At 55.8% G+C, this 22,680-nt stretch carries 22 protein-coding genes; 2 read left to right on the top strand and 20 right to left on the bottom strand.

The features are described 5' to 3' along the window. Positions 1 to 174: 174 nt before the first annotated feature. The 9 genes from HOP44_RS03005 to HOP44_RS02965 all read right to left on the bottom strand — a co-directional run bounded on the left by HOP44_RS03005 (position 175) and on the right by HOP44_RS02965 (position 8,511). Positions 175 to 534: a 2Fe-2S iron-sulfur cluster-binding protein gene (locus HOP44_RS03005; RefSeq protein ID WP_172250424.1), complete on the bottom strand. Its 360-nt coding sequence runs from the start codon at positions 532 to 534 to the stop codon at positions 175 to 177. Positions 535 to 608: 74 nt separating this feature from the next. After that, positions 609 to 1,649, bottom strand: coding sequence for an NAD(P)H-dependent glycerol-3-phosphate dehydrogenase (locus HOP44_RS03000; RefSeq protein ID WP_172250422.1), 1,041 nt, complete (start codon positions 1,647 to 1,649; stop codon positions 609 to 611). Continuing rightward, positions 1,642 to 2,280: a glycerol-3-phosphate 1-O-acyltransferase PlsY gene (plsY, locus tag HOP44_RS02995; RefSeq protein WP_172250420.1), complete on the bottom strand. Its 639-nt coding sequence runs from the start codon at positions 2,278 to 2,280 to the stop codon at positions 1,642 to 1,644. Before plsY ends, HOP44_RS03000 begins: the two co-directional genes overlap by 8 nt. Positions 2,281 to 2,334: 54 nt before the next feature. After that, a complete protein-coding gene (gene der / locus HOP44_RS02990) occupies positions 2,335 to 3,657 on the bottom strand; it encodes a ribosome biogenesis GTPase Der (protein WP_172196225.1) in 1,323 nt (440 codons plus the stop codon). Between the two features lie 255 nt (positions 3,658 to 3,912). Next, positions 3,913 to 5,202 (bottom strand): 30S ribosomal protein S1, encoded by a 1,290-nt coding sequence (rpsA, locus tag HOP44_RS02985; RefSeq protein WP_172250418.1) that lies wholly within the window; start codon positions 5,200 to 5,202, stop codon positions 3,913 to 3,915. A gap of 86 nt (positions 5,203 to 5,288) precedes the next feature. Beyond that, positions 5,289 to 5,993: a (d)CMP kinase gene (gene cmk / locus HOP44_RS02980; RefSeq protein WP_172250416.1), complete on the bottom strand. Its 705-nt coding sequence runs from the start codon at positions 5,991 to 5,993 to the stop codon at positions 5,289 to 5,291. A 191-nt stretch (positions 5,994 to 6,184) separates the two neighbouring features. Further along, the gene (locus HOP44_RS02975) at positions 6,185 to 6,826 is read right to left on the bottom strand and encodes a flagellar brake protein (RefSeq protein WP_172250414.1); all 642 of its coding nucleotides are present in this window, start codon (positions 6,824 to 6,826) and stop codon (positions 6,185 to 6,187) included. A gap of 215 nt (positions 6,827 to 7,041) precedes the next feature. Beyond that, positions 7,042 to 7,791, bottom strand: a complete 750-nt coding sequence (gene prsW / locus HOP44_RS02970; RefSeq protein WP_172250412.1) for a glutamic-type intramembrane protease PrsW — start codon at positions 7,789 to 7,791, stop codon at positions 7,042 to 7,044. Positions 7,792 to 7,899: 108 nt separating this feature from the next. After that, complete coding sequence (locus HOP44_RS02965) at positions 7,900 to 8,511, bottom strand: genetic competence negative regulator (RefSeq protein WP_172250410.1); 612 nt, start codon at positions 8,509 to 8,511, stop codon at positions 7,900 to 7,902. 385 nt (positions 8,512 to 8,896) lie between these two features. Here HOP44_RS02965 and HOP44_RS02960 point away from each other — a divergent pair, with 385 nt between their 5' ends. After that, positions 8,897 to 9,883, top strand: a complete 987-nt coding sequence (locus tag HOP44_RS02960; protein WP_172250408.1) for a polysaccharide deacetylase family protein — start codon at positions 8,897 to 8,899, stop codon at positions 9,881 to 9,883. A gap of 110 nt (positions 9,884 to 9,993) precedes the next feature. Here the strand turns inward: HOP44_RS02960 and HOP44_RS02955 are convergent, their stop codons facing one another. The 3 genes from HOP44_RS02955 to HOP44_RS02945 are packed head-to-tail and all read right to left on the bottom strand — an operon-like array spanning position 9,994 to position 11,857. Beyond that, positions 9,994 to 10,830 (bottom strand): metallophosphoesterase, encoded by an 837-nt coding sequence (locus tag HOP44_RS02955; RefSeq protein WP_172250406.1) that lies wholly within the window; start codon positions 10,828 to 10,830, stop codon positions 9,994 to 9,996. After that, the gene (locus HOP44_RS02950) at positions 10,821 to 11,270 is read right to left on the bottom strand and encodes a hypothetical protein (RefSeq protein WP_172250404.1); all 450 of its coding nucleotides are present in this window, start codon (positions 11,268 to 11,270) and stop codon (positions 10,821 to 10,823) included. Before HOP44_RS02950 ends, HOP44_RS02955 begins: the two co-directional genes overlap by 10 nt. Further along, on the bottom strand, positions 11,267 to 11,857 hold the full coding sequence (locus HOP44_RS02945; RefSeq protein WP_172250402.1) for a CPBP family intramembrane glutamic endopeptidase: 591 nt from the start codon (positions 11,855 to 11,857) through the stop codon (positions 11,267 to 11,269). Before HOP44_RS02945 ends, HOP44_RS02950 begins: the two co-directional genes overlap by 4 nt. Before the next feature lie 832 nt (positions 11,858 to 12,689). Between HOP44_RS02945 and serA the strand changes: the two genes are divergently transcribed. After that, the gene (gene serA, locus HOP44_RS02940; protein WP_172250400.1) at positions 12,690 to 14,276 is read left to right on the top strand and encodes a phosphoglycerate dehydrogenase; all 1,587 of its coding nucleotides are present in this window, start codon (positions 12,690 to 12,692) and stop codon (positions 14,274 to 14,276) included. 176 nt (positions 14,277 to 14,452) lie between these two features. On the opposite strand, the gene glpK is transcribed toward serA, so the two are convergent. The 8 genes from glpK to HOP44_RS02900 all read right to left on the bottom strand — a co-directional run bounded on the left by glpK (position 14,453) and on the right by HOP44_RS02900 (position 22,665). Continuing rightward, entirely contained in the window at positions 14,453 to 15,955 is a 1,503-nt protein-coding gene (gene glpK / locus HOP44_RS02935) for a glycerol kinase GlpK (RefSeq protein WP_172250398.1), read from the bottom strand. Positions 15,956 to 16,096: 141 nt separating this feature from the next. After that, entirely contained in the window at positions 16,097 to 17,554 is a 1,458-nt protein-coding gene (locus tag HOP44_RS02930; RefSeq protein ID WP_172250396.1) for a HAMP domain-containing sensor histidine kinase, read from the bottom strand. A 1-nt stretch (position 17,555) separates the two neighbouring features. Next, complete coding sequence (locus HOP44_RS02925; RefSeq protein WP_172250394.1) at positions 17,556 to 18,272, bottom strand: response regulator; 717 nt, start codon at positions 18,270 to 18,272, stop codon at positions 17,556 to 17,558. A 40-nt stretch (positions 18,273 to 18,312) separates the two neighbouring features. Further along, positions 18,313 to 19,062, bottom strand: coding sequence for a pseudouridine synthase (locus HOP44_RS02920; RefSeq protein ID WP_172250392.1), 750 nt, complete (start codon positions 19,060 to 19,062; stop codon positions 18,313 to 18,315). A gap of 264 nt (positions 19,063 to 19,326) precedes the next feature. Further along, positions 19,327 to 19,986: an SMC-Scp complex subunit ScpB gene (gene scpB / locus HOP44_RS02915; RefSeq protein WP_246369549.1), complete on the bottom strand. Its 660-nt coding sequence runs from the start codon at positions 19,984 to 19,986 to the stop codon at positions 19,327 to 19,329. After that, positions 19,955 to 20,746, bottom strand: coding sequence for a segregation and condensation protein A (locus tag HOP44_RS02910; RefSeq protein ID WP_172250390.1), 792 nt, complete (start codon positions 20,744 to 20,746; stop codon positions 19,955 to 19,957). The genes scpB and HOP44_RS02910 overlap by 32 nt, the downstream gene beginning before the upstream one ends. A gap of 31 nt (positions 20,747 to 20,777) precedes the next feature. Beyond that, positions 20,778 to 21,248 (bottom strand): 6,7-dimethyl-8-ribityllumazine synthase, encoded by a 471-nt coding sequence (gene ribH / locus HOP44_RS02905; RefSeq protein WP_172250388.1) that lies wholly within the window; start codon positions 21,246 to 21,248, stop codon positions 20,778 to 20,780. Between the two features lie 112 nt (positions 21,249 to 21,360). Then, complete coding sequence (locus HOP44_RS02900; protein ID WP_172250386.1) at positions 21,361 to 22,665, bottom strand: bifunctional 3,4-dihydroxy-2-butanone-4-phosphate synthase/GTP cyclohydrolase II; 1,305 nt, start codon at positions 22,663 to 22,665, stop codon at positions 21,361 to 21,363. Positions 22,666 to 22,680: the final 15 nt, after the last annotated feature.

The raw sequence follows: 22,680 nt of genomic DNA, 5'->3' as shown, positions 1-22,680 counted from the left end.
ATTTGGTCTTTCCGATAAGCCTGATCACGAACCGCCGAGCGGTGTAAGGCCGGAATTCTCAAACTGCCAGAACTTGCGTTCTGTAGGCAACATCCATATAGTAATACACCGGCCTTATAATTTCAAGCGTTTCGTAAGTCTCAGGCGACATTTAACCAAGCAGGCTTTGCCTACTCACCGCCAAAAGTCATCCTCTTCCCGCTGTTTTTCCAACTGCAGGCGGACTGCCCGCTTGAGCGGATCTTCGGGTGTCTCAACCGAAATTTCCCCGCACACTTTGGCTTGGCAGGCGAGGCGAACCCCATGATCCAAAGCTGCCCCCAGTTTTCGGCGTTCCGCTTCGGCGGGCGGCAGAACGCCGCCGCTTCCGGGTTCGAGCGTCACTTTGCACATCAGACAGCCCATCTTGCCTTCGCAGCGAACCGGGATATGCACGCCGGCCGTACGGGCCGCCGCAAGCAGGGACGTCCCCGAACGCACCCGGGCACTTTTGCCTTCCGGGGTAAACGATACGGTATATCGCTCTGTCGACATGTTAACGCCTCCTCTCGAAAAGGCGCTTCCTGTATAGGAGGCGCCGGCCGATTTGTATCGTTCAAATCTTTGGATCAGGTATGCCACTGCTCCCAGGTTTCCTGGGAGATCATTTCCATTTCGGTTTTGGGGCCGCGGCCCATCAAGGCTTCGACAGCGGTCTTCGGATCGAGTCCGTCAAACAGCACCCGGTACAGCTGCTCGGCAATCGGCATCTGTACCTTGTATTTCTGCGAGATAAAGTGCGCCGCTTCCGTCGTCCGAATTCCTTCGACTACCATCCCCATGGAGTCCAGCACTTCCTGGAGAGGTTTGCCCTGGCCCAGCATGTATCCCGCCCGCCAATTCCGGCTGTGCTTGCTGGTTGCGGTTACGACCAGATCGCCTACCCCGGCAAGTCCCGAGAACGTCAGGGGATTGGCTCCCATTTCCGTACCGATTCTTGTAATCTCCGCCAGACCGCGCGTCAACAAGGCCGCTTTGGCGTTGTCGCCGTTCTGCAAACCGTCCGACATCCCGGCTCCGAGCGCAATGATGTTTTTGAGCGCTCCCGCAAGTTCGGCTCCAAGCACATCGCGGTTGGTATACACGCGGAAATACGCATTCATCAGCAGATTCTGCGCACGCTGCGCCGCTTCTTCGTTGGCGGAAGCGACCACGATCGTGGTCGGAAGCCGGCGGGCCACTTCTTCGGCATGGCTCGGACCGCAAATTACGCCGATATGCGATTCTTCGCAGCCCAGTTCTTCCGCAATGACCGTAGACATCCGTTTCAGCGTCCCGGTTTCCATGCCTTTGGTTGCATGTACACAGAGCATCTTCTCATTCCAGTAAGGTTTGAGGGCCCGGGCCACTTCCCGCATCGCTTTGGAAGGAGCCGCAATAACAACCGCTTCCGCCTCATGAAGCGCTTCTTGCATATCGGCGGTAGCCCGGATTCCTGTCGGGATAGGAACCCCGGGCAGAAAACGCGAATTTTCCCGCTGTTCATTGATTTCTCTGACATGCTCTTCGCTGCGTGCCCACAGCCGCACATCATGGCCGTTGTCGGCCAGTACCATCGCCAAGGCCGTCCCCCAGCTCCCCGCTACCAATACGCACACTTTTTTAGCCAAGGCTGTGCTCCTTCCCGCCGGACTTCGAGCCCAGCTTGTTCTCTGTTCCGTTTTTCAGCTTCACGAGGTTGCCCCGGTGCCGCCAGACGGCGAGAGCCCAGATGACTACACTGACCACCAGTACGGCGGTTCCGTAGTCATGCCAGCCTGCCGCATCGTAAACAAGAAGAAATACCGGTGTCAGCGTGACAAACAGCAGCGAGCCCAGAGACACGTAGCGGGTGAAAACGATCGCCAGAATGCCGATGATACCGGCAGACAAAGCAGGCAGGAAACAAAGGGTTGCCAGCATGCCGATCGTTGTCGCTATCCCTTTGCCGCCTTTGAAATGGAAATAAAGCGGCCAGTTATGCCCGATTACCGCAGCCAGTCCGGCAAGAGCCGGCGCCCACTCCATGTCCGGCGCGAGCCAGCGGCCCAGCCATACGGCAAGAATACCTTTGCAGATATCGAGCACAAGAACGAGCACAGCCGGTCCTTTGCCCAACACCCGAAGCGTGTTGGTCGCCCCGGCATTGCCGCTTCCGTGGTTGCGGATATCGATCCCTTTCAACAACTTGGCAAATAGTACGCTGAAACTGACCGAGCCGAGCAGATAGGCGGCCGCGATCGCGATTATCGATAATATCATGATTCGCTCTCCTTCGCGCAACGGAACTTGTATACGGATACGTTCTCTTACTTCTTAGTCTTTATCTTCGGATTTGCGTCTGGTAAAGATACGGATCGGCGTTCCTTCGAAGTCGAAAGCCGCCCGGATCTTGTTTTCCAGGTAGCGCTCGTAAGAGAAGTGCATCAGTTCCGGCGCATTGACGAACACGACGATCGTCGGAGGCTTGACCGCGACCTGCGTCGCATAGTTGATACGCATACGGCGTCCTTTGTCGGTCGGCGGAGGATTGATTGCCACCGCATCGGAGATCACATCATTCAGAAGACCCGTCGGAATCCGGCGGGAATGCTGCTCGGCGACCAGATTTACGGCAGGAAGCAGTTTCTGAACCCGCTGTCCGGTCAGAGCCGACAGGAAAACGACCGGCGCATAAGTCATGAACAGGAAATGATCGCGGATACTTTTTTCGAAATGCTGCATCGTTTTGTCGTCTTTTTCTACAGCATCCCATTTGTTGACCACGAATACCGAGGCTTTGCCGGCTTCCAGCGCGTAACCCGCAATATGCTTATCCTGCTCGATGATGCCTTCTTCGCCGTTGATCACCACGGCTACCACATCGGCGCGTTCGATCGCCCGCATGGCACGCATGACACTGTACTTTTCCAGGTTCTCGTACACTTTGCCGCGTTTGCGCATGCCGGCCGTATCGATCAGCACGTAGCGCTGCCCGTCGCGTTCGAATTCGGTGTCGATCGCATCGCGCGTCGTTCCCGCCACATCGCTGACAATTACGCGCTGCTCGCCAAGCAGGGCATTGACCAACGAAGATTTGCCGACATTCGGACGTCCGATCAGCGCGACCCGGATCACGTCATCTTCATAAGCGTCGTCTTCCGTATCCGGCAGTTTCTCCACAATCACATCCAGCAGATCGCCGACGCCGCTGCCGTGGGCACCCGAAACGCCGATCGGATCGCCGAGACCCAAATTGTAAAATTCGTAGGTGTCATCCATGCGCGTCATATTGTCGACTTTATTGACTGCGAGAATAATCGGTTTCTTGGAGCGGTACAGCATTTCCGCCACTTCCGAATCCGACTGGGTCAGGCCCGCTTTCGCGTCGCACATCAGGACAATCACGTCCGCTTCTTCGATTGCCAGTTCCGCCTGCGCTTTGATCGATTTGAGGATCTGCTCGTCATTGAGCTCAATCCCTCCGGTATCGATAATACTGAAAGATCTGCCGTTCCATTCGCCGACTCCATAGATCCGGTCGCGCGTGACGCCCGGTTTATCTTCGACGATAGACAGTCTGTCGCCGATGATACGATTGAAGATCGTCGATTTGCCCACGTTCGGGCGCCCTACGATCGCGACTACCGCTCTTGCCATTTGATCATTCCTCTCTGTCAGCTTCAGCTGAAAAAAATTCCCTTTACGCGACAAGAAACGGACAAACCGTTCCATCCTGGATCGGCCCCCGTTTCCCGTCGGCATATAAAACGCGATCAAGTCTTTTGACCGAATCCCGTTTGTGGTTGCAGTCGAAGAACACAGCCTATTTCACAGCCGATTCATCCCGATATTGCAGAAACGGCGAACCCGCAGCGGGTCCGCCGTTTGCTCGTAGCTATGCTTCGGGTACGATTATTCTTCCGATTGACCCAATTTTTCTTTGAGTGCAGCCAGGTCGAAACGTTCGCCCAGCGAAACGTTCATTCCTTGGTTGCTCAACGAAACGTTAGGGTTGTCGATTTTCTCAACGCGAGGGCCTTTGTCGCGGCCTCTGCTCGATCCCGATCTTTCCGGTCTGTCGGATCTCTCCGGTCTTTCCGAACGAGCTTCGCCGGCAGGCGCTTCTTCGGTTTCTTTGATGCTCAGGCTGATGCGTTTTTCGGAAGGGTTTACGTCCAGAACTTTCACTTGAACCGTTTGTCCTTCTTCCAGAACTTCCTGAGGCGTACCGATGTGCTTGTGGGAAATTTGCGAGATGTGAACCAGGCCTTCTACGCCAGGAGCGATTTCAACGAAAGCGCCGAAAGGCACGAGACGTTTAACTTCGCCGCTGATGATTTCGCCTTGGCTGAACTTCTCGGAAGCCGTTTCCCAAGGACCCGGAGTCGCCGCTTTGATGCTCAGGCTGATTTTGCCTTTTTCCGGATCGACTTTGAGAACTTTCACCTTAACGGTTTCGCCCTCGGATACCGCGTCCGATGGTTTTCCGACGTGATGCCAAGCCATTTCGGAAACGTGCACCAGACCGTCGACGCCGCCTACGTCTACGAATGCGCCGAACTGCGTCAAACGCTGAACTTTGCCTTCGATGACTTGGCCTTCTTGAAGTTCAGCCATCACTTTGTGCTTGTTGGCTTCGAATTCTTGTTCAAGAACGTCTTTTGCGGACAGGATAACTTTGTTGTTTTCGCGGTCAAGTTCTTTGACGCGAACACGGATAGTGCGGCCTTTGTAGTCGCTGAAATCTTCTACGAAATGACGCTCAACCATCGAAGCCGGGATGAAAGCGCGTACGCCGCTTACGTCCGTCACGATTCCGCCTTTTACGACGTCCGTGATTTTAACTTCGAAGATCTCTTTGCTCGCGAATTTCGCGTCGAGTTCTTCCCATGCTTTTGCGCCTTGGATCGCTTTTTTCGACAGAACCATTTGCTCTTTGTTGTCGTTCAGGCTGACAACTTTGGCAACGACTTCTTGGCCGATTTCGGCGCCTTCTTCAAGCTCGCTTGTCGCGATTACGCCGTCGTATTTATAACCGATGCTGACATACGCTTGGTCATCGTCCAATTTCACGATAGTACCGGTAACCGTGTCGCCTTTTTTGACGCTGACAACCTGTTCCAGCTGGTCCTGCGTAGCCGTTTCTTCGTTTACTTCCTGGTTTACTGCTTCTTCATTTTGATTTCTTGTCTCTTCCGACATGTTAAATACCCTCCTCGATTCAAAACCCTCATATTTAAACCCGCGTGCGCAGAGTTCAAAACAATACTGCTTCGGCCGACGCCGCTTCAACCCAATTGGGCAATTTCGCGTTCGGCCAGGTGCGCGATCGCATCGGCCACCTCGTCGATGGTCATATGCGTCGTATCGAGCACCGTGGCATCATCCGCACATACAAGCGGCGACACCTCGCGGCTGCGGTCAAGACTGTCCCGTTCCGCAATCTCGCGTTCAAGCTGTTCCAGCGTAATGGTCTCGCCCGACTGCGGAAGTTCCCGGAATCTTCGGCGAGCGCGTTCTTCGACCGTAGCGGTCATAAAAATCTTGACCTCGGCATCAGGCAGCACGGTCGTTCCGATATCGCGTCCATCCATGACGACGCCTTTGCGTAAAGCCATTTGCCGCTGTGCAGAAGATAACTTCGCACGCAGCCCCTCGATTTGCGCATATCGGGAAACCGTCCGGCTGACCGCAAGCGAACGTATCTCGTCCGTCACGTCGACCCCGGAAAGCCGTACTCGCTGACCGTCTTCTCCGGGCACCAGCTCGACTTCAAGGGCTGCCATGCGTTCAAGAACCGCTGTCTCATTCTCCGCATCGATCGCCTGGTTGAGCATATCCCAAGTTACGGCCCGATACATGGCACCGGTATCCACATAAACATAGGACAGCTGTCTGGCTACTTTGCGTGCGACCGTACTTTTACCCGCTCCCGCAGGCCCGTCGATCGCAATGTTGATTCTGAACTCCCGTTCCCCGTTCAAGCTGGACAAGGGGACACTCCTCCTCGAAACCGCCGCCCGCCATGGTTCTGTCGGGCAGGCTTCTCAATCAATAAAAAAGCAGGCTGTGCCTGCGACAATAAAATTATAGCATAACGATCTTTAATTTGCAAAACGTGTACGCATGAAAACAAAAAACGCCCCTGCCTGCGAACTACGGACGCCGCCGGTGTCCGAAGCGTTCAGCGGTTCCGGAAATCCAGCTGGCGTTCGAAGCAGTAGCGGATGACTTTCTGCCGTTCCGTATCGACCATCCGGGTAAACTGTACGCTGATCGTGTTGCGTCCCGTTCCCGGTTCTTTCACGCGCGTCACTTCCCCGCCGAACGAAACATGGTCGACATTCCCGCTTTTGTAAGCCAAAAGAATCCAGCCGTCCACCTGCTGATTCATTTGGATCGAATGATCGAGCGTGTCGGTAAAAGACAGTCCTCCCCCGCTCAAATCGGACGTCATGGCGGTAAAATGAAAATCCGGCGCCTGTACGGCGATCTCCACCTGTGCGGGAACCCGCAAATAATGGCGCCGCTGCACTTTCGAAATATCTTCCGGCATCGGCTTGCTGATTCGCATAAGAGGAACCGAGTCGTCCTGATACCCGAGAACATGCGCCGTGAAATAATACTTCACTCCGTCTTCCGTCATATGATAAACCGAAAGTTCTTCGCCCAGGCGAAGACGGCTCATCCGGCCGCCGCGGATCGGAAGCTCGGTCAGCAGCGAATTTTCCTCGATTTCGGAAATTCTCGATCGGTGTTCGTTTTCGGGTGTCGCTTCCATGGATACGGGCTGCATAAACAGCATGTCGTTGGTTTTCGGATACATTTTTGATCGCCCGCCTTCATTATACTGGTACTCGGCGCCTGTCCGCTTCTGCGTGCTCCGTATCCGGATTTCGCTCGGGGCCATCGCCTTTCCCAGTATACCATGGAAGAATATTCACGTAAGCCCAAACTCCCTAAAAAGCGCAAAGAAAGCCCGGAATTCCGATTCCGTACCGCCGCTCCAATCAAGCGAACCGGTTCTTTGGACTCAGGATTCTAGGCTTCTTTTTTTTTCGACAAGGATGCCGTTTTGGCGGGGGCATCGGAGGATGCGCCGCCCGGCGGTTCTTCTTTTTTCAGAAAACGGAACGGGGAGCGGTTGTTCGCTTTGACCACTTTGTCCATGCCGCCGTACCACATCAATACCATGAAAGGTACGATGTACCATAACCAGTAGTGACCCGACAGATTCAGAATAAGATCGTAGAACCCGTGCCAGATCAGCGGCATCAGGAAAGACAGGACCAGGAACTTTCTTCTTTGCGACAGAGGCGCGAATTTGGCCCGTCCCATATAATAGCCCATCACCACGCCGAACATCGCATGGCCGGATACGGGCAGCAGCCCCCGCAGCAGCAGCGACCCGAACGAAGCTTTGAGCGTGAAGGCGTAAAGGACGTTCTCGAGCGTGGCAAATCCGAGCGATACCGCGACCGCATACAGAATTCCGTCATACGGTTCGTCGAATTCGGTATGGTTGTAGATGAATTGGAACAGGACGTACCATTTGAAAAGTTCTTCCACGGCGGAAGAGATGCCAAACGCAAACAGGTACGGATTGTCGCCGAATCCCCGCAGCAGCCCTTGTTGGACAATCGTAATCGGCAGAACCACCAAAAAACCGAGCAGAAACATGCGCATGACCATATGCAGCGGTTCGGCATCATATTTGTCTTTTAAATAAAAATAGAACAGCAGGGCTATGCCCGGCGTAATGGCCGCGACCAGGACGGTTAAAAAGAGCATCGTGTCCCCCTTCCTCGCCCGCTTGCGGCGAAAATCCCGGCTTCTTCCGGGAGCTCGAACGAAAACGGCCGCCCCGAACGGTCGGGACGGCGGCGTTTCCCACGGACATCAGGCCCGACGGTCGAAATGCGTGCAGATCTGGGCAATCGCCCGGTCGGCCATGACGGTCTTGCCGTACTCCTGGAGTACGGAGGTAGTGATCGTCGAGGAAGTGCCGAACTCGGCAAGCACAGCAACGAGGGAATCGTGCTGCGAATCTTCGAGATCCTCTGCGGAAAAATGCAGGAACCAGGCATTATTATAATGGTAAAGCGAACCGGCTTCGGGTACCCGATCCTGCAGCACGTGCGCCGCTTCGATCAGGGGCTCGATATCTTGGAAAGAGTAAACGATCGTATCGCTTGCCTCCATGGTCACTTCCATTTCATAAACTTCATCCGGCATTTCTTCGTCTCCCGTATCCGAATGGAGTGGATCGTATTTGCCTTTCGTTACGACGACAATCATCCCTTGCGCCGGAAGCGCAAACACTTCTACGGCCAGAGGGCCAGTCGCGTCGAAACCGAGTTCGGTGTAGGCTTGGTCCATCATTTCGGTAAACAACTCATGGACTCTCGGAATCTCCTGCCACATATCTTCCCGCTGAATTCCGCGTTCGTTCAGATCGTCGGAAGTCAGAAAAATACGGATTTTATCCGGGCTTAATCGTTCAATTTTCACGACAGGACCCTCCTTTTGGAGTCAGTTTTTTAGCAAAGGCATCCCTGGGCGTGTCTTCAAATCATGCTCTTTCTTGCGGATTCCGTTCCGAATCGGTCCGGCTGCCCGTTCTGCAACGTAGGGAACGAGGCCGGCGGTCGATCGGGACGGCGCATCCTTTGAAGACACGCCGAATGTGGTATGTTTTATATTATATAACCACATATTAATGTTATCACTTCTTTCTATCAAATGCACGCCCGGATCTGCGATAGCATGAAAGGTTTCAGGTCGAAATGAAAAGGTTACAATCCCGTTATGTGCCGCAAATGCGGAGTCGATTATGCTAAGCTTTAATCGTTACATAAAGGCACAAATGTATGGAAGAAAGCGAGATGAGTCACAGATGTGGAAAAAAACGGCCCTGTTCTGGTTGGCCGCCGGACTTGTGCTCGGCGCCTGCGGGAACACTGCCGAAGAAGCGGGAACGAAGGATGCCAAGCCGCAGACGGCGGAAGCCTCGAACCCGGGCAGCAAACAGACGGATGAGACCGCTCCGGCGGACAGTACGGCCCCGGCAGCCGAAGAGCAAGGCAAGGACGCTCCGAAAACCGAAGACGCCGCATCGGAAACCGCAGGCGAAACTGCGGATGCGGGAATGCAAAAGGCCGACGACCCGGCGGCGGAGCCGAAAACGGCGAAAGACAAAAAGGACGGTTCGGACCCGATACAGGCGGCGGCCGCGGAAGAAGTCCCGGTCGAGTACCATATGAACGCCAACTACGACATCGTACCGAACGAAGGCAGCAAGGCCCCAAAAAAAGTCGTTCTGCTGACTTTCGACGACGGCCCGAAAGAAGCCGCGATGCTAAACAGCATGTTCGATACGCTCGACAAGCATAAAGCCAAAGCCATTTTCTTCGTCAACGGCTACCGGGTCAAAGAACATCCGGAACTGCTTAAGCTGATTCAAGAACGCGGCGGCATTGTCGGCAATCACAGTTACGACCACATTTATCTGAACGAACAGAGCAACGAAGAAATCAAGAAACAAATCGAAGACGTGCAGACCATCGTCGAGAAAACGATCGGCGAGAAGCCCGAATTTTTCCGTCCGCCCAATGCGGCCGGCAATGATTACGCCCATCAGGTGGCAGCCGAGAACGGCCTTCTGTACATGACCTGGTCCGTCGGTTCCCTGGATTGGGTCAACAAAGATGATCCGCAGGCCGTGATCGACAATGTCTTCGATCAGCTGCATGCGGGAAGCAATATCCTGATGCACGAACTGCCATGGACAGTCGAAGCTCTCGACGACCTGCTAACCCGGCTTGAGAAAAAAGGCTACAGTTTCGTCGATCCGCGCAGTATCGATACGGCCAAACAGCCTTAAATGCTTATGCGGCCAAGCTTTTCGCTTCGCCGCCCAAAAGAAAGACCGCTCCCCCTCGGGGGAAGCGGTCTTTCTTTTGGGGCAAAACCCGTTTGGCAGTCTTCGGGCGGCTATTTTGCAAGTGCCGGCGCGCTGCGCAGCGTGAGCAGATGTGTTTCGGCGGGCGAACCGAGCCGCAGCGGAAAATGACTGGTCCCGATTCCCCGGCTGATGCGAAGTCCGGTCGTCCCTCCGTCTTCGGCTTCAATAAAGTGCGTTCCGTCCAGATACGTTTTGTAAAAAGGCTTGGACGCAGCCGGGCCGACTACCGGCAGACTGATTTGTCCGCCGTGGGTATGCCCGGCGAATGCGTAGTTGGCCGAGGTGCGGCGCAGCGCCACGATCCATTTGGGATCATGCATCAGCACCAGCACGCAGTCTTCGCGGCGAATACGCGGATCTCCTCTCCACAACCCCGCCGGTCCGAGATCGTCGATTCCGGCCAGCCAGACCGTACTGCCGCCGCGATGCAGCGGCACATTCTTGCTGCCGAGCGGCTTGACGCCGCATTCTTCGAGCAGACGGTCCAGCTTCTCCATATTCGGCATGTAGGCTTCATAATCATGGTTCCCGTATACCGCATAGGACGGCCCCAGTGTACGCAGCATCCGCATATTCGCGCGGGTGCGTTCTTCGGGTACGCCCCGGTCGGTCAGGTCTCCCCCGATCCATACGATATCCGCTTTACCCTGCAGGGCGGCGATTTCGTTCTCCGGAAGTGCTCTCCGGTGAATATCCGAGATAAAATAGATCCGGTAACCGTCGAACGCTTTCGGCAGTCCGGGAACGTGCACATCTTCGTGCAGCACCCGGAAAGCCATCGCTTCTTTTACCATATGCACGCCCAGACCGGCCGCGGCGCCTGCCGCGGCAGCGAGCGCCTGTTTCCAACCCAACTTTATTGCCATGGCCATTTCACTCCTGTCGCCTGGGTTCCCCACCACAGCAGCGTCCCGAGCAGGATCAGGAACAGAAGGACCAGGGTCTCGTAAAACCATTTGGTCAGCCTGATCCGACTGGACGGGTACAAAACGCTGCGCGGCGGAAGTTCGGAATCCGGATCTTCTTCTTCCTGTTTGTCGGATACGATTTCGGGTTCCGCGTAAGCGATTCGCTCTTTTCTCGATCGTCCCACGGCAGAAGCGGTATCTGCGAACGGGGCTGCGGATACCGTTTCCTTCGGGAGGACGGGCAGAACTTCACGGTTCTCCGGAATGGAAAGTCTCATCACGGTCGTATCCGACAGCTTCATTTGGTTATCCTGCCACTCCTGCTTGAACGTCTGGCGCTTGCGGCGCTTCTTCCTGTTGCTCGGATGCCGATCCATACGGCTTAAACGTTCGCTCATTGTTCCTTCTGTTCCCTCCGTTTGATCATGATGCCCGAAATGAAGTCGATCAAGAAATGGCAGACGATCGGGGCCCACAGTGTGCCCGACTGCAGATAGATCCAGCCGAGGCCGTAACTGCTGGCGAATACCCACGCGGTCGGCAGCCAATGTTTCAAATATCGAATATGAATCAGCGCGAACAGAATGCTGGTCCAGTAAGGACCCAGATGATACTGAATCGCTCCGCGGAACAGCAGTTCTTCGCAGATCGAAACCATCGCCGCAATCACAAAAATATGCCAAAGAGGACGGCTGCGAAACAGCATCGCATTGATTCCGCCATCGTCCAGATCTTCTTCGCGGCCCCAGACGGTCATCAGAAAATCAACGAAAAACATAATCGTCGCAAAGCCGAATCCCCAATACAAAAATTCCGGACCGGACGGCAAATCCAGCAGATGCAGCGGATTGCGTCCCTGCAGCAGGATCCATGCTGTTCCCACCAGCAGCGTGAGCCCCTGGGTCAGGTAGAGATTGGCGAGAAGCATTCCATCGGTAAGCCTTACGGCACCGCGCCGACTTTTGTTTTTCTTCTTGTTTGTCATGGTTTCGTTTCCTTTGGGGAGAATTTCGATCGGTTGCCCGGCATGCATCCCCCACAGCCGCTACAATTTAGAAAGCTTAATTATAATCAAATGATAACGAAAAGCCCGGTTTTAATCAAGTTTTGCCTGCCCGATCGGCCTTATTCCGCTGTTTTGCTTCTAAGCTATACCGGTGTATGTCTCTTCATAAAAGACGGACGCCATTTCTCTTCCCCTATTAGAATGATCGGAAATAAGCAGTCTTTGTTCAAGAACAAAGCAAAATTTCCGTTTATTCATTTATGAAACCCGAATTTATTTTAGTCGTTGACACTTCTTGTCACCTTGTGTTAAAGTATGAAAAATTCAACTTAAGCGAAACGCTTTGAAGGAGAACGATTGGAGGATGCATATACAGAGAGCCGGTGGTTGGTGCAAACCGGTTGTGCATCCCCTTCCCGAGCACTCCTGAGCGTCTGTCCGATCCGCTTTGCGCGGAGTAGGCACAGCCGGTGTCACGCCGTTACCGTGAAGGGTCGGTTTTTCCCGACCCGCTAAGGCCGAGGCCCGCAAGGGTTCGGCGAATTAGGGTGGCACCGCGAGACTCTCGTCCCTTTACCGCGCGAGCGGTATGAGGATAAGAGTCTTTTTTTGCGGAAATGTTTGGCGAGCCTCCGATTCCGTCCAGGTCCGTCCTCTGCCACAGCAACGCGTCTTTCCGTCATTGCAGCATCGCAATTAATCCAGTCCGACCGCATCATCGGTTTTTCGGACGGCCTGCAGCTGCGGCGCCGTTCTGGAACATATTTGACTTGCAGCGTATAGCGCACCGAATAAGGGAGGAAATAAGACGATGTTTAAAGTATTGGTATCCGACCCGATCAGCGATCTGGGGATTCAACAGCTGGTGGAAGCGGCAGATGTACAGGTGGACAAGAAAACAGGATTGTCCGAAGACGAACTGATCGAAATTATCGGCGAATACGACGCACTCCTCGTGCGCAGCCAAACTAAAGTGACCGCGGCGATCATGAATGCGGGATCCCGCCTCAAAGTGGTTGGACGGGCCGGCGTAGGCGTCGATAACATCGACCTTCCCGCCGCCACCGGACGCGGCATCATCGTGATCAATGCGCCGGACGGCAACACGATCACGACATGCGAACACGCTTTTGCCATGATGATGGCCCTGGCACGCCATATTCCGCAGGCTTATGCCAAAACGATCAGCGGCGAATGGGATCGCAAGTTCCTGGGCGTTGAACTGCGCAACAAAAAACTCGGCGTACTCGGCATGGGCCGGATCGGCAGCGAAGTGGCCAAACGCGCCAAAGCGTTCGGTATGGATATTCTCGGTTACGATCCGTTCCTGACCGAAGAACGCGCGGAGAAAATCGGAGTCAAACTGTCCAGTGTCGACGATATCGTCAAGAACGCCGACTTTATCACGGTCCATACTCCGCTGACGCCGGAAACCAAGCATATGATCTCCACCAGCCAGTTCGCCGTGATGAAAAAAGGCATGCGGATCATCAACTGTGCCCGCGGCGGCGTAGTCGACGAAGCGGCGCTCGTGGTGGCGCTCGATAACGGGACGGTAGCCGGAGCGGCATTCGACGTGTTCGAAGTCGAACCTCCCGCCCCCGATCATCCGTTCCTGAACAATCCGAAAGTCATCGTCACTCCCCACTTGGGTGCCTCGACGGTGGAAGCCCAGGAGAACGTCGCGATCGACGTATCCGAGCAGGTTCTTCATATTCTGCGCGACGAGCCGTTCAAGAATGCGGTCAACATGCCTCCGGTGGCCAGCAGCGTCATGAACAAGCTGCAGCCGTACTTCGCTCTCGGCGAGAAGCTCGGCAGCTTCGCTTCCCAATTGACGGGTGCGGCAGTCAAAGAGATCCGGATCGATTACGCGGGCGAATTGTCGGAAGTCGATACGCAGCCGCTGACCCGTTATATCGTCAAAGGTGTGCTCTCCCGCCATCTGGGCAGCGAAGTCAATATCGTAAATTCCCTGCATCTGACCAAGATCCGCGATCTGAACGTTCAGGTCAGCAGCTCGTCGGCCACCAAAGGCTTTACAAACCTGATTACGGTAACGCTGATCGAACAAAACGAAACCCGGCGCTCCGTAGCCGGCACACTGCTGTACGGATACGGCGAGCGGATCGTGCAGGTCAATGAATTCCCGATCGATTCGGCGCCGGATAACCACCAGATCCTGATCTCGCACAACGACCAGCCGGGAATCATCGGCAACGTCGGCACGCTGCTCGGACGCAATCAGGTCAATATCGCCACGATGCAGGTCGGCCGTAAAGTCGTAGGCGGCGAAGCGGTCATGCTGCTCAGCGTGGACAAAGAAGTTCCAAAAATCGTGTTGACCGAGCTGGTCGCGCTGGAAGCGATCAATTCGGCCCAGGAAATCACACTGTAATTCGACGAATCGACAGTCGGAACTGGCTTGGCCAGTCGATCGAAAAATCGATTCTTTCTATATCCTGGATCGATATCCGTATGCAATATAAAAAAAAGGGAAGCACCCGTCCAGGTGTTTCCCTTTTTTTATATTCACTTTTCTCCGCCTCGTCCGGCAACCTTGAATGCCCGGCATTATTCTTCCGGCTGTTCCCAACCGCGGGTACGCTCGATCGCACTTCCCCAGCGGCGGTACTTCTTCTCCCGCAGCTCCGCATCCATCCGGGGGCGGAAATGGGCTCCCGGCGGATTGAACGAACGGAATTGACTGCGATCCCATATGCCGCACTGCAGTCCGGCAAGCATCGCCGCTCCCAAAGCGGTAGTCTCCGTCTGCTCGGTGCGGACCACATCAAGGCCGAGGATATCGGCCTGAAACTGCATCAGGATGCTGTTGCGGACAGCTCCTCCGTCGACCCGCAGCTCGCGCAGCGGAATACCGGAATCTTTTTCCATCGCCTGGGTCACATCGCGGGTCTGAAACGCAAGAGACTCCAACGTGGCCCGTACGATATGTCCCGGCTGTGTTCCGCGGGTCAAACCGAATACCGCCCCTCGCGCGTACATATCCCAATGCGGAGCCCCAAGACCGGTAAATGCCGGTACAATGACAACGCCTCCGGAGTCTTCCACGCTTGCGGCCAAGCGCTCCGATTCGGAAGCGTCCTCGATCAGATTCAATCCGTCGCGCAGCCATTCCACGGCCGCACCGGCAACGAATACGCTGCCCTCCAGCGCATAATGGAGCTCGTCTTTCCATCCCCAGGCGATGGTGGACAGCAGTCCGTGAGTCGACTCGACGCGTTCGCTGCCCGTATTGAGCAGGATGAAGCATCCCGTGCCGTACGTGTTTTTAGCATGTCCGGCTTCGACACAAGCATGGCCGAATAACGCGGCCTGCTGGTCGCCGAGTACGGAAGCGATCGGAATCTCGGTTCCGCCGAACCATTGGGGATCGGTCACGCCGAAATGGGCGCCGGACATCAGCACGTTCGGCAGCATCGAAACCGGAATATCGAGTTCCCGCAGCAGACGCTCATCCCAAACCAGCCGGCCGATGTCGAACAGCATGGTCCGCGAGGCGTTGGTCACATCGGTGACATGCGACTTCCCGCCTGTCAGTTTCCAGATCAGCCAGGTATCGACCGTGCCCGCCAGCAGCTCTCCGGCTTCGGCCCGTTGCCTTGCCCCCGGAATATGTTCCAGCATCCAGGCAATCTTTGTTGCGGAGAAATAGGCATCCACCACCAGACCCGTCGTTTGCCGAATATAATCTTCGAGCCCTCGCTTCTTCAGTTCCTCGCACAGCGGAGCCGTTCTGCGATCCTGCCAGACAAGAGCCGGCCCGATCGGCCGTCCGGTCGCCCGTTCCCAGACCAGCGTCGTTTCCCGCTGATTGGTGATTCCGATCGCAGCCAGCTGCTGCGGATCGATGCCGGACACGGAGATCGCTTCGCGCGCCGCTTCCAACTGGCTGCTCCAAATCTCTTCCGGATCGTGCTCGACCCGACCGGGAATAGGGAAGTGCTGGGCGAAAAGCCGCTGCCCCGAAGCGATCGGACGCGCCTCTTTGTCGAAGACGATGGCACGGGAACTGGTTGTTCCCTGATCCAACGCCAGAATATAGGTGCCGCTCATGCTGGCTCCTCCTTTTCATTCGCTTCCGGGAAGAAAGCGTTATCCTTTCATTTGGACAAAATAATCAAAATAAAACATGCCGGAATGCTCCGGCATGTTCGTATTCAAGCCGTTTGCCGCAGGAGATCCCGCAGCCGAATCTTACACGGGCCGGCCGTTCTTCGGCAGAATGACACGGAATTTGGTTCCTTCTCCGAGCACGCTTTCCACGTGGATACGGCCGCCGTGCGCGTCGACGATATTTTTGACAATCGCAAGACCCAGCCCTGTTCCGCTGGATACCGCGCGTGTCCGCGCTTTGTCCGCTTTGTAAAACCGGTCGAAAATATAAGGCACGTCTTCGGCGGGAATACCGAGACCTTCATCGGACACGTAGATCGTCAGCGTTTCTTGTTCCGCAATCGTGGGTTTGACCGCAATGGTCACAAGGCGGCCGGCCGGCGTATGGCGGAACGCGTTGTCCAGCAGATTGGTGACGACCTGTTCCAGACGGTCTTCATCGGCCTGATCCAAGACAAGCGATCCTTCATCGCGTTCAAGTCGGAAATCCAATTCGCCGTCTTTGGCCCGCACCGCGAATTTGCGATAGACGCGTTCGACCAACTCCCCGATATCGACGCGGGACCTTCCAATATCGGTATGTCCGGCCTCCATCCGTGCCAGATCCAGCAGGTCTTTGACCAGCCGTCCCATTCGAAGCGACTCGTCGTGTATGACATGGAGCAGTTCGCTTTGTTCCTCCGGCGAAGCGGCAAATCCGTCGAGCAGCGCCTCGCTGTATCCCTGCATCATGGACAGCGGCGTACGGATCTCGTGCGAGACGTTCGCGACGAAATCTTTGCGCATTTTCTCCATGTTGACGGCATCGGTCACATTGCGAAGCACGGCGACCGCTCCGCGCACTTCATTGTCCAGAAAAAGCGGGGCCATATTGACTTCCCATACGCTCTGACGGACCAGCACATTGGCACTCCGGTCTTCGAGCGTCCTGCGAACTTCTTCGAACAGCGGATACAGCGGTTCGGGAATCAGGGAACGGGAATCGGGCGATTCGCCGGGTTCCTCTTCCATCCAGCTGATTTCCTTCCAGTCTTCCAACAGACGTTCTCCGCCCGGGTTGGTAAGCTGTACGGCGCCTTCCCGGTCGAACGTGATCATCGCATCGCTCATACTGCGCAGTACGCCGGCCAACTGTTCTTTTTCAATATTCAGATCCCGGATATTTTCTTCGAGTCTGGCCGCCATCAGGTTGAAGGTGCTGGCCAGCTCGCCGATCTCGTCATGCCCTTCCAGATGGACGCGTGTACCGTAATCGCCCTGCCGCACGGAATCCGCGGCGTCGATCAGCTGTCGCATCGGCTGGGTGATTTTTTTGAGCAGAAACAGCGCAAAGACGGTCGTCATGGAAAAGCCGATGATCCCCACATAGATGAGCATCCGCTTGACGGCCGCCGAATTGGCAAAAGCGATATCGACATAAGGGAGCAGGAAAAAACCCAACGTCAGCAGCACGCAGGCGACGAGCCCGATAATCGTCAGCCAGAGCTTGCCGACCAGCGTCTGCCACAGTTTGCCGACCCGTTCTTTCCATACCGTCATCTTACTTCGGGACCTCGAGTTTGTAGCCGACGCCCCATACGGTCGTAATCATCGAAGCGGAATCGGGCGATACTTTGTTGAGCTTCTCGCGCAGACGCTTCACATGGGTGTCCACCGTACGCAGATCGCCGAAAAATTCATAGTTCCATACGTCTTTCAGCAGTTCTTCGCGGGAAAACACTTTGTCCGGAGAAGTAGCCAAATAGTGCAGCAGTTCGTATTCTTTCGGCGTCAGGCCGACTTCGTGTCCTCCGGCCAGGACGCGGTGCGCATCGTGTTCGATCGTCAGGTGCGGGAATACGATGTTGTTGCTCGTTCCGCTCTCCTTGGTCAAATAAGCGGTCGCAGAAGAACGGCGAAGAATCGCCTTAACCCGATAGATCACTTCGCGCGGACTGAACGGTTTGACGACATAATCGTCCGCTCCCACTTCAAAGCCCTGCACCCGGTTGACTTCTTCGCCTTTGGCGGTCAGCATCAGAACGGGCGTCGACTTGACCTGGCGCAGCCGCGCGCAGACTTCCACCCCGTCGATGCCGGGCAGCATCACGTCGAGAATGACCAGCGTGTAATCGCCTTCCGTCGCTTTTTGCAAAGCGCTCTCGCCGTCCTCCGCTTCTTCGATCTCATAGCCTTCTTTTTCCAAATACATACGGAGCAAACGCCGGATCCGTTCTTCGTCGTCCACTACGAGAATTCGCTCTTTTTGATCAGCCACGATGCAACAATCCTTTCGTCAACGATATGGCGCGGAGAACTTACTTATCCGGCGTTTCTCTCTCATGCTTAATTTCCGAAAGATGCTTCAGCTCATTGATTTCGCTTGCCGTCAGCGGGCGATGCAGGCCGCGCTTCAGGTTCTGCAAATACAAATTGCCCATCGAGATCCGCTTAAGCCGTTTGACCGGATGCGAGATCGCGTCGAACATCCGCCGAACCTGGCGGTTTTTGCCTTCATAGATCGTGATTCGGATCGTCGCTTGTTTCTTCTGCTGATCCACATCGTAATATTCAAGTTGGGCCGGAGCGGTCATGCCGTCTTCAAGCTGGATGCCCCGTCTCAGTTTCTCGAGCGAATCGCCGTGCGGAATACCTTCCACCGTAGCCAGATAGGTCTTCGGGACGTGATGGCTCGGGTGCGTAAGCTTCTGGGCCAAATCGCCGTCGTTGGTCAGCAGCAGCAGGCCTTCCGAATCGTAGTCCAAACGCCCTACCGGGTAGACGCGTTCTTTGATTCCTTTGATGTAATCGGTTACGACCTTGCGTCCTTCGGGATCGGTCGCACTCGTAATAACGCCCTTGGGCTTGTTGAACATCAGGTACAGCTTCTGCTGCGCTTTGATCGCCCGGCCGCTGACGGTAATCTCGTCCGCGTTCGGGTCGGCCTTTGTTCCCAGCGTCGTTACGACTTCGCCGTTCACCTCGACCTTGCCCGCCAGAATGAGCTCCTCGCATTTCCGTCTCGAAGCCACGCCTGCCTGGGCCAAAATTTTCTGTAATCGTTCCATAGTCATCCAGTCACCTCACCTTTCATCATACCTATAGACACGTAAAATCACAAGCGCAACCGCGCTCTGTTTTCACGCTTCCGCCACCTTTTGCGTACGCTCCGATGCCAAGTCCGTACCTGCCGCTACGCATCCGCCGCCTCGAACGAAAAACAGGGCCCTTCCCCTCCGGGAAGAGCCCTGAACGAAAACCCGAGCCGCCGCCCGCAAGCTGGAGAACCGCTCCACAAGCGGCCCCGCGGTCATCCGAACGGTGCTCTTGCCCTATTCGTCTTGCGGTTCGCCCGGCTCCGCTCCCGCTTCGTCCGGATTCCAATCCACGGACGCTTCCTCTGTGCCGGCTTCCGGCGCCGAAGAGGCCGCAGAACCGAACAGCAGCGGCTCTTCTTCTTCGGAAACGATCAGGGCTTCAAACGCCGAAGCGTCCGGCAGCTCTTCCAGACCGCCCAGCCCGAAGTGATCAAGAAAAGCTTTGGTTGTCCCGTACAGGATCGGACGCCCGATCGCTTCTGCACGGCCCGTCTCGACGATCAGGCTCTTGTTCGTAAGCGTGTGAATCGCCCGTTCGGACTTGACTCCGCGGATCTCTTCAATCTCGATGCGTGTGATCGGCTGCCGGTAAGCCACAATCGCCAGCGTCTCGAGCGCAGCCTGCGACAGGGTCGCCCGCGACGGCGAATAAGCCAACCGTTCGAAATACTCCGAATGTTCCGGCAGTGTAGCCAGATGGTACGCCCCCGCAAGCTTGGTCACCCGCACGCCGCGTCCCGATTTGCGCAGATCGCGCTGCAGGCTTTCCACCGCTTTTTGGGCTTCGCCCGGTTTGCTCTCCGTAATCTCGGCAATCTGCCGCACGGTCAAGCCTTCATCTCCCGCCAAAAACAGGAGGCCTTCAATAATCGACTTCAACGTCTGCAAATCCATTTGACGCCGTTTCCCCTCTCCACTCCATTACGATGTCGTCGAACAGCCGATCCTGATAGCAGCTCACCTGCTTCATCTTCATCAGTTCGAGTACGGCGAGGAACGTCACGACGATCTCCTGTCTGTACATCCGTTCGTTCAGTACGCTCGAAAACAGGATTCTGCCTCCGGCACCCGCGCCGCGAAGCGCATCTTCCAGCTCCCGCATCCGGTCCCGGACGGAAATTTCGTCGCGGCGGATCCGGGCGACAACAGGCTTGCGTTCCGCCCGCAGAAGAGCGCGCTGCAGAGCCGATACCAGATCGGACATATGCAGCCCTTCCAGCGGATTATCGTCTTCTTCGGGCAGAAACGGCGCCAGATCGTCCGGCTCGCGGATATAGATGCGGCCTCGCTCGTGCTCTTTCTCGTGCAGCAGACCCGCAATGCTCTTATACTTCCGATACTCGGTCAGCCTGCGAATCAGGTCTTCCCTCGGATCGGGTTCTTCCTCTTCGTAGAAATCGTACTCGTCCATATCCATGACCGGAGGTTTGGGGAGCAGCAGTTTGCTCTTGATCGCGAGCAGCGTCGCCGCCATCACGAGGAATTCGCTCGTTATTTCCAGCTCGAGTTCCTGCATGGTGCGCAGATACTGCAGGTACTGTTCCGTGATCGTGCTGATGGAAATCTGCTGGATATCGATCTCCGCCTTGTCGATCAGGTGCAGCAGCAGGTCGAGCGGACCTTCGAACGTTTCCAGTTTGTATAGTACAGTCAAGCCGTTTCCCCTCCGCCCGTATTGCGAACGGTCAGCCTTTGAATTGACGGCTCAGGCTGGCCATTTCAAGCGCCGCAAGCCCCGAATCCCAGCCTTTGTTACCGGCTTTGGTTCCCGCACGCTCGATCGCCTGTTCGATATTTTCGGTGGTGACGAGGCCGAAGATTGTCGGAACGCCCGTTTTCAGATTGATTGCGGATACGCCCTTCGCCACTTCGTTGCAGACATAATCGTAATGCGTCGTCGAGCCGCGAATTACCGTTCCAAGCGTAATCACGGCATCGTATCTGCCGCTCTCCGCCATTTTCTGCGCAATAAGCGGAATCTCGAACGCGCCCGGAACCCAGGCGACATCCACATCGTCGTCTTCCGCACCGTGGCGCTTCAAAGCATCGAGCGCGCCCGACAGCAGCTTCGACGTGATGAACTCGTTGAATCTGCCGACGACGATCCCGAATTTATATCCCTGCGATACCAAGTGTCCTTCGTATACATTTGCCATTTGTCATCAACCATCCTTTGTCTATTGTATACCAGATTGACCGGTTTGTAGCCTTCGTTTTACAAATTTCCTCATGAATCATACAGCCGTCACGCAGCCGCTTCTTCGGCCTTTACAGCTGCGGCCCGTTCCGCGGCGTGATCGGCGGCTCGTTCTGCTCCAGCGGTTCAAGCTCTCCCGTCCGTATTTCTTCGCCCTGCAGCGGCGTTCCGAAGTTCAGGAAATGTCCAAGTTTGTTCTGTTTGGTATGCAGATATCCGGTATTGTCGGCATTCTCCGCCATCTGGATCGGGACACGTTCGACAACTTCCAATCCGTGTCCCCGCAGTCCTTTGATTTTGCGCGGGTTATTGGTCAATAACCGGATCTGCCGTACCCCGAGATCGGCGAGAATCTGCGCTCCGATACCGTATTCCCTCAGATCGGCGGCAAACCCGAGCGCAAGATTCGCATCGACCGTATCCAGGCCTTCTTCCTGCAGCTTATAGGCCTTCAGTTTGTTGATCAGCCCGATGCCCCGGCCTTCCTGGCGCATGTACAGCAGCACGCCGGAGCCTTCCGCTTCGATCTGGCGCATCGCCGCTTCGAACTGGGGCCCGCAGTCGCAGCGGTGCGAATGGAACACGTCGCCGGTCAGGCATTCGGAGTGCACGCGCACCAGAACCGGCGACTGCGGATCGATCGTTCCTTTGACCAGCGCCAGATGCTCTTTGTCGTCGACCTTGTTGCTGTAGGCCACTACCTGGAACTCGCCGTAATCCGTCGGCATCCGGACTTCCACTTCGCGCCGGACCAACTGTTCGCGTTCGCTGCGGTACTGGATCAGGTCTTTGATGCTGATCAGCTTCATGTTCCATTTGCGGGCGAGTTCGATCAGGTCGGGCAGACGCGCCATCGTGCCGTCTTCCTTGATGACTTCGCAGATCACGCCGGCCGGCTCGGCCCCGCTCAGACGTGCCAGGTCGACCGCCGCTTCCGTGTGGCCGGCCCGGCGCAGCACCCCGCCGTCTTTGGCGATCAGGGGGAACATGTGGCCAGGACGACGGAAGTCGTCCGCCCGGGTCTCCAGACGCGTAATCGCCCGGGCCGTTACCGCACGCTCATGTGCCGAAATGCCTGTCGTGGTCTCCATATGATCGACAGACACCGTAAACGCCGTCCCGTGAAAGTCGGTGTTGCGCGTCGTCATCGGTTCCAGTTCCAGTAGCGCCGCGCGTTCCCTCGTGATCGGCAGGCAGACCAGCCCCCGTCCTTCCGTAATCATGAAATTGATGACTTCGGGCGTCACGCGGTCGGCCAGCGCAATAAAATCGCCTTCGTTCTCGCGGTCTTCGTCGTCGACGACCAGCACGATTTTCCCGGATATGAGGTCCGCCAGCGCATCGTCGATCTTGTCAAATACAAATCGTTCGTCCATTTGATTTCCTCCTTG

The sequence above is a fragment of the Saccharibacillus deserti genome, from assembly GCF_013618475.1.
Taxonomy (GTDB): Bacteria; Bacillota; Bacilli; order Paenibacillales; family Paenibacillaceae; genus Saccharibacillus; species Saccharibacillus deserti.
The sequence above is the reverse complement of the archived record's forward strand: the minus strand, read 5'-3'. Positions and strand labels throughout refer to the sequence as shown.

Excerpts from the sequence above, each read along its gene's own strand:
- scpB (WP_246369549.1), bottom strand. The coding sequence starts at position 19,986 with ATGGATTTGCAGACGTTGAAGTCGATTATTGAAGGCCTCCTGTTTTTG.
- HOP44_RS02950 (WP_172250404.1), bottom strand. The coding sequence starts at position 11,270 with ATGAGCGAACGTTTAAGCCGTATGGATCGGCATCCGAGCAACAGGAAG.
- HOP44_RS02930 (WP_172250396.1), bottom strand. The coding sequence starts at position 17,554 with ATGACGGTATGGAAAGAACGGGTCGGCAAACTGTGGCAGACGCTGGTC.
- rpsA (WP_172250418.1), bottom strand. The coding sequence starts at position 5,202 with ATGTCGGAAGAGACAAGAAATCAAAATGAAGAAGCAGTAAACCAGGAA.
- HOP44_RS02945 (WP_172250402.1), bottom strand. The coding sequence starts at position 11,857 with ATGACAAACAAGAAGAAAAACAAAAGTCGGCGCGGTGCCGTAAGGCTT.
- serA (WP_172250400.1), top strand. The coding sequence starts at position 12,690 with ATGTTTAAAGTATTGGTATCCGACCCGATCAGCGATCTGGGGATTCAA.
- plsY (WP_172250420.1), bottom strand. The coding sequence starts at position 2,280 with ATGATATTATCGATAATCGCGATCGCGGCCGCCTATCTGCTCGGCTCG.
- HOP44_RS02955 (WP_172250406.1), bottom strand. The coding sequence starts at position 10,830 with ATGGCAATAAAGTTGGGTTGGAAACAGGCGCTCGCTGCCGCGGCAGGC.
- HOP44_RS02975 (WP_172250414.1), bottom strand. The coding sequence starts at position 6,826 with ATGTATCCGAAAACCAACGACATGCTGTTTATGCAGCCCGTATCCATG.
- HOP44_RS02920 (WP_172250392.1), bottom strand. The coding sequence starts at position 19,062 with ATGGAACGATTACAGAAAATTTTGGCCCAGGCAGGCGTGGCTTCGAGA.
- HOP44_RS02960 (WP_172250408.1), top strand. The coding sequence starts at position 8,897 with ATGTGGAAAAAAACGGCCCTGTTCTGGTTGGCCGCCGGACTTGTGCTC.
- HOP44_RS02900 (WP_172250386.1), bottom strand. The coding sequence starts at position 22,665 with ATGGACGAACGATTTGTATTTGACAAGATCGACGATGCGCTGGCGGAC.
- glpK (WP_172250398.1), bottom strand. The coding sequence starts at position 15,955 with ATGAGCGGCACCTATATTCTGGCGTTGGATCAGGGAACAACCAGTTCC.
- der (WP_172196225.1), bottom strand. The coding sequence starts at position 3,657 with ATGGCAAGAGCGGTAGTCGCGATCGTAGGGCGCCCGAACGTGGGCAAA.
- HOP44_RS03005 (WP_172250424.1), bottom strand. The coding sequence starts at position 534 with ATGTCGACAGAGCGATATACCGTATCGTTTACCCCGGAAGGCAAAAGT.
- ribH (WP_172250388.1), bottom strand. The coding sequence starts at position 21,248 with ATGGCAAATGTATACGAAGGACACTTGGTATCGCAGGGATATAAATTC.
- prsW (WP_172250412.1), bottom strand. The coding sequence starts at position 7,791 with ATGCTCTTTTTAACCGTCCTGGTCGCGGCCATTACGCCGGGCATAGCC.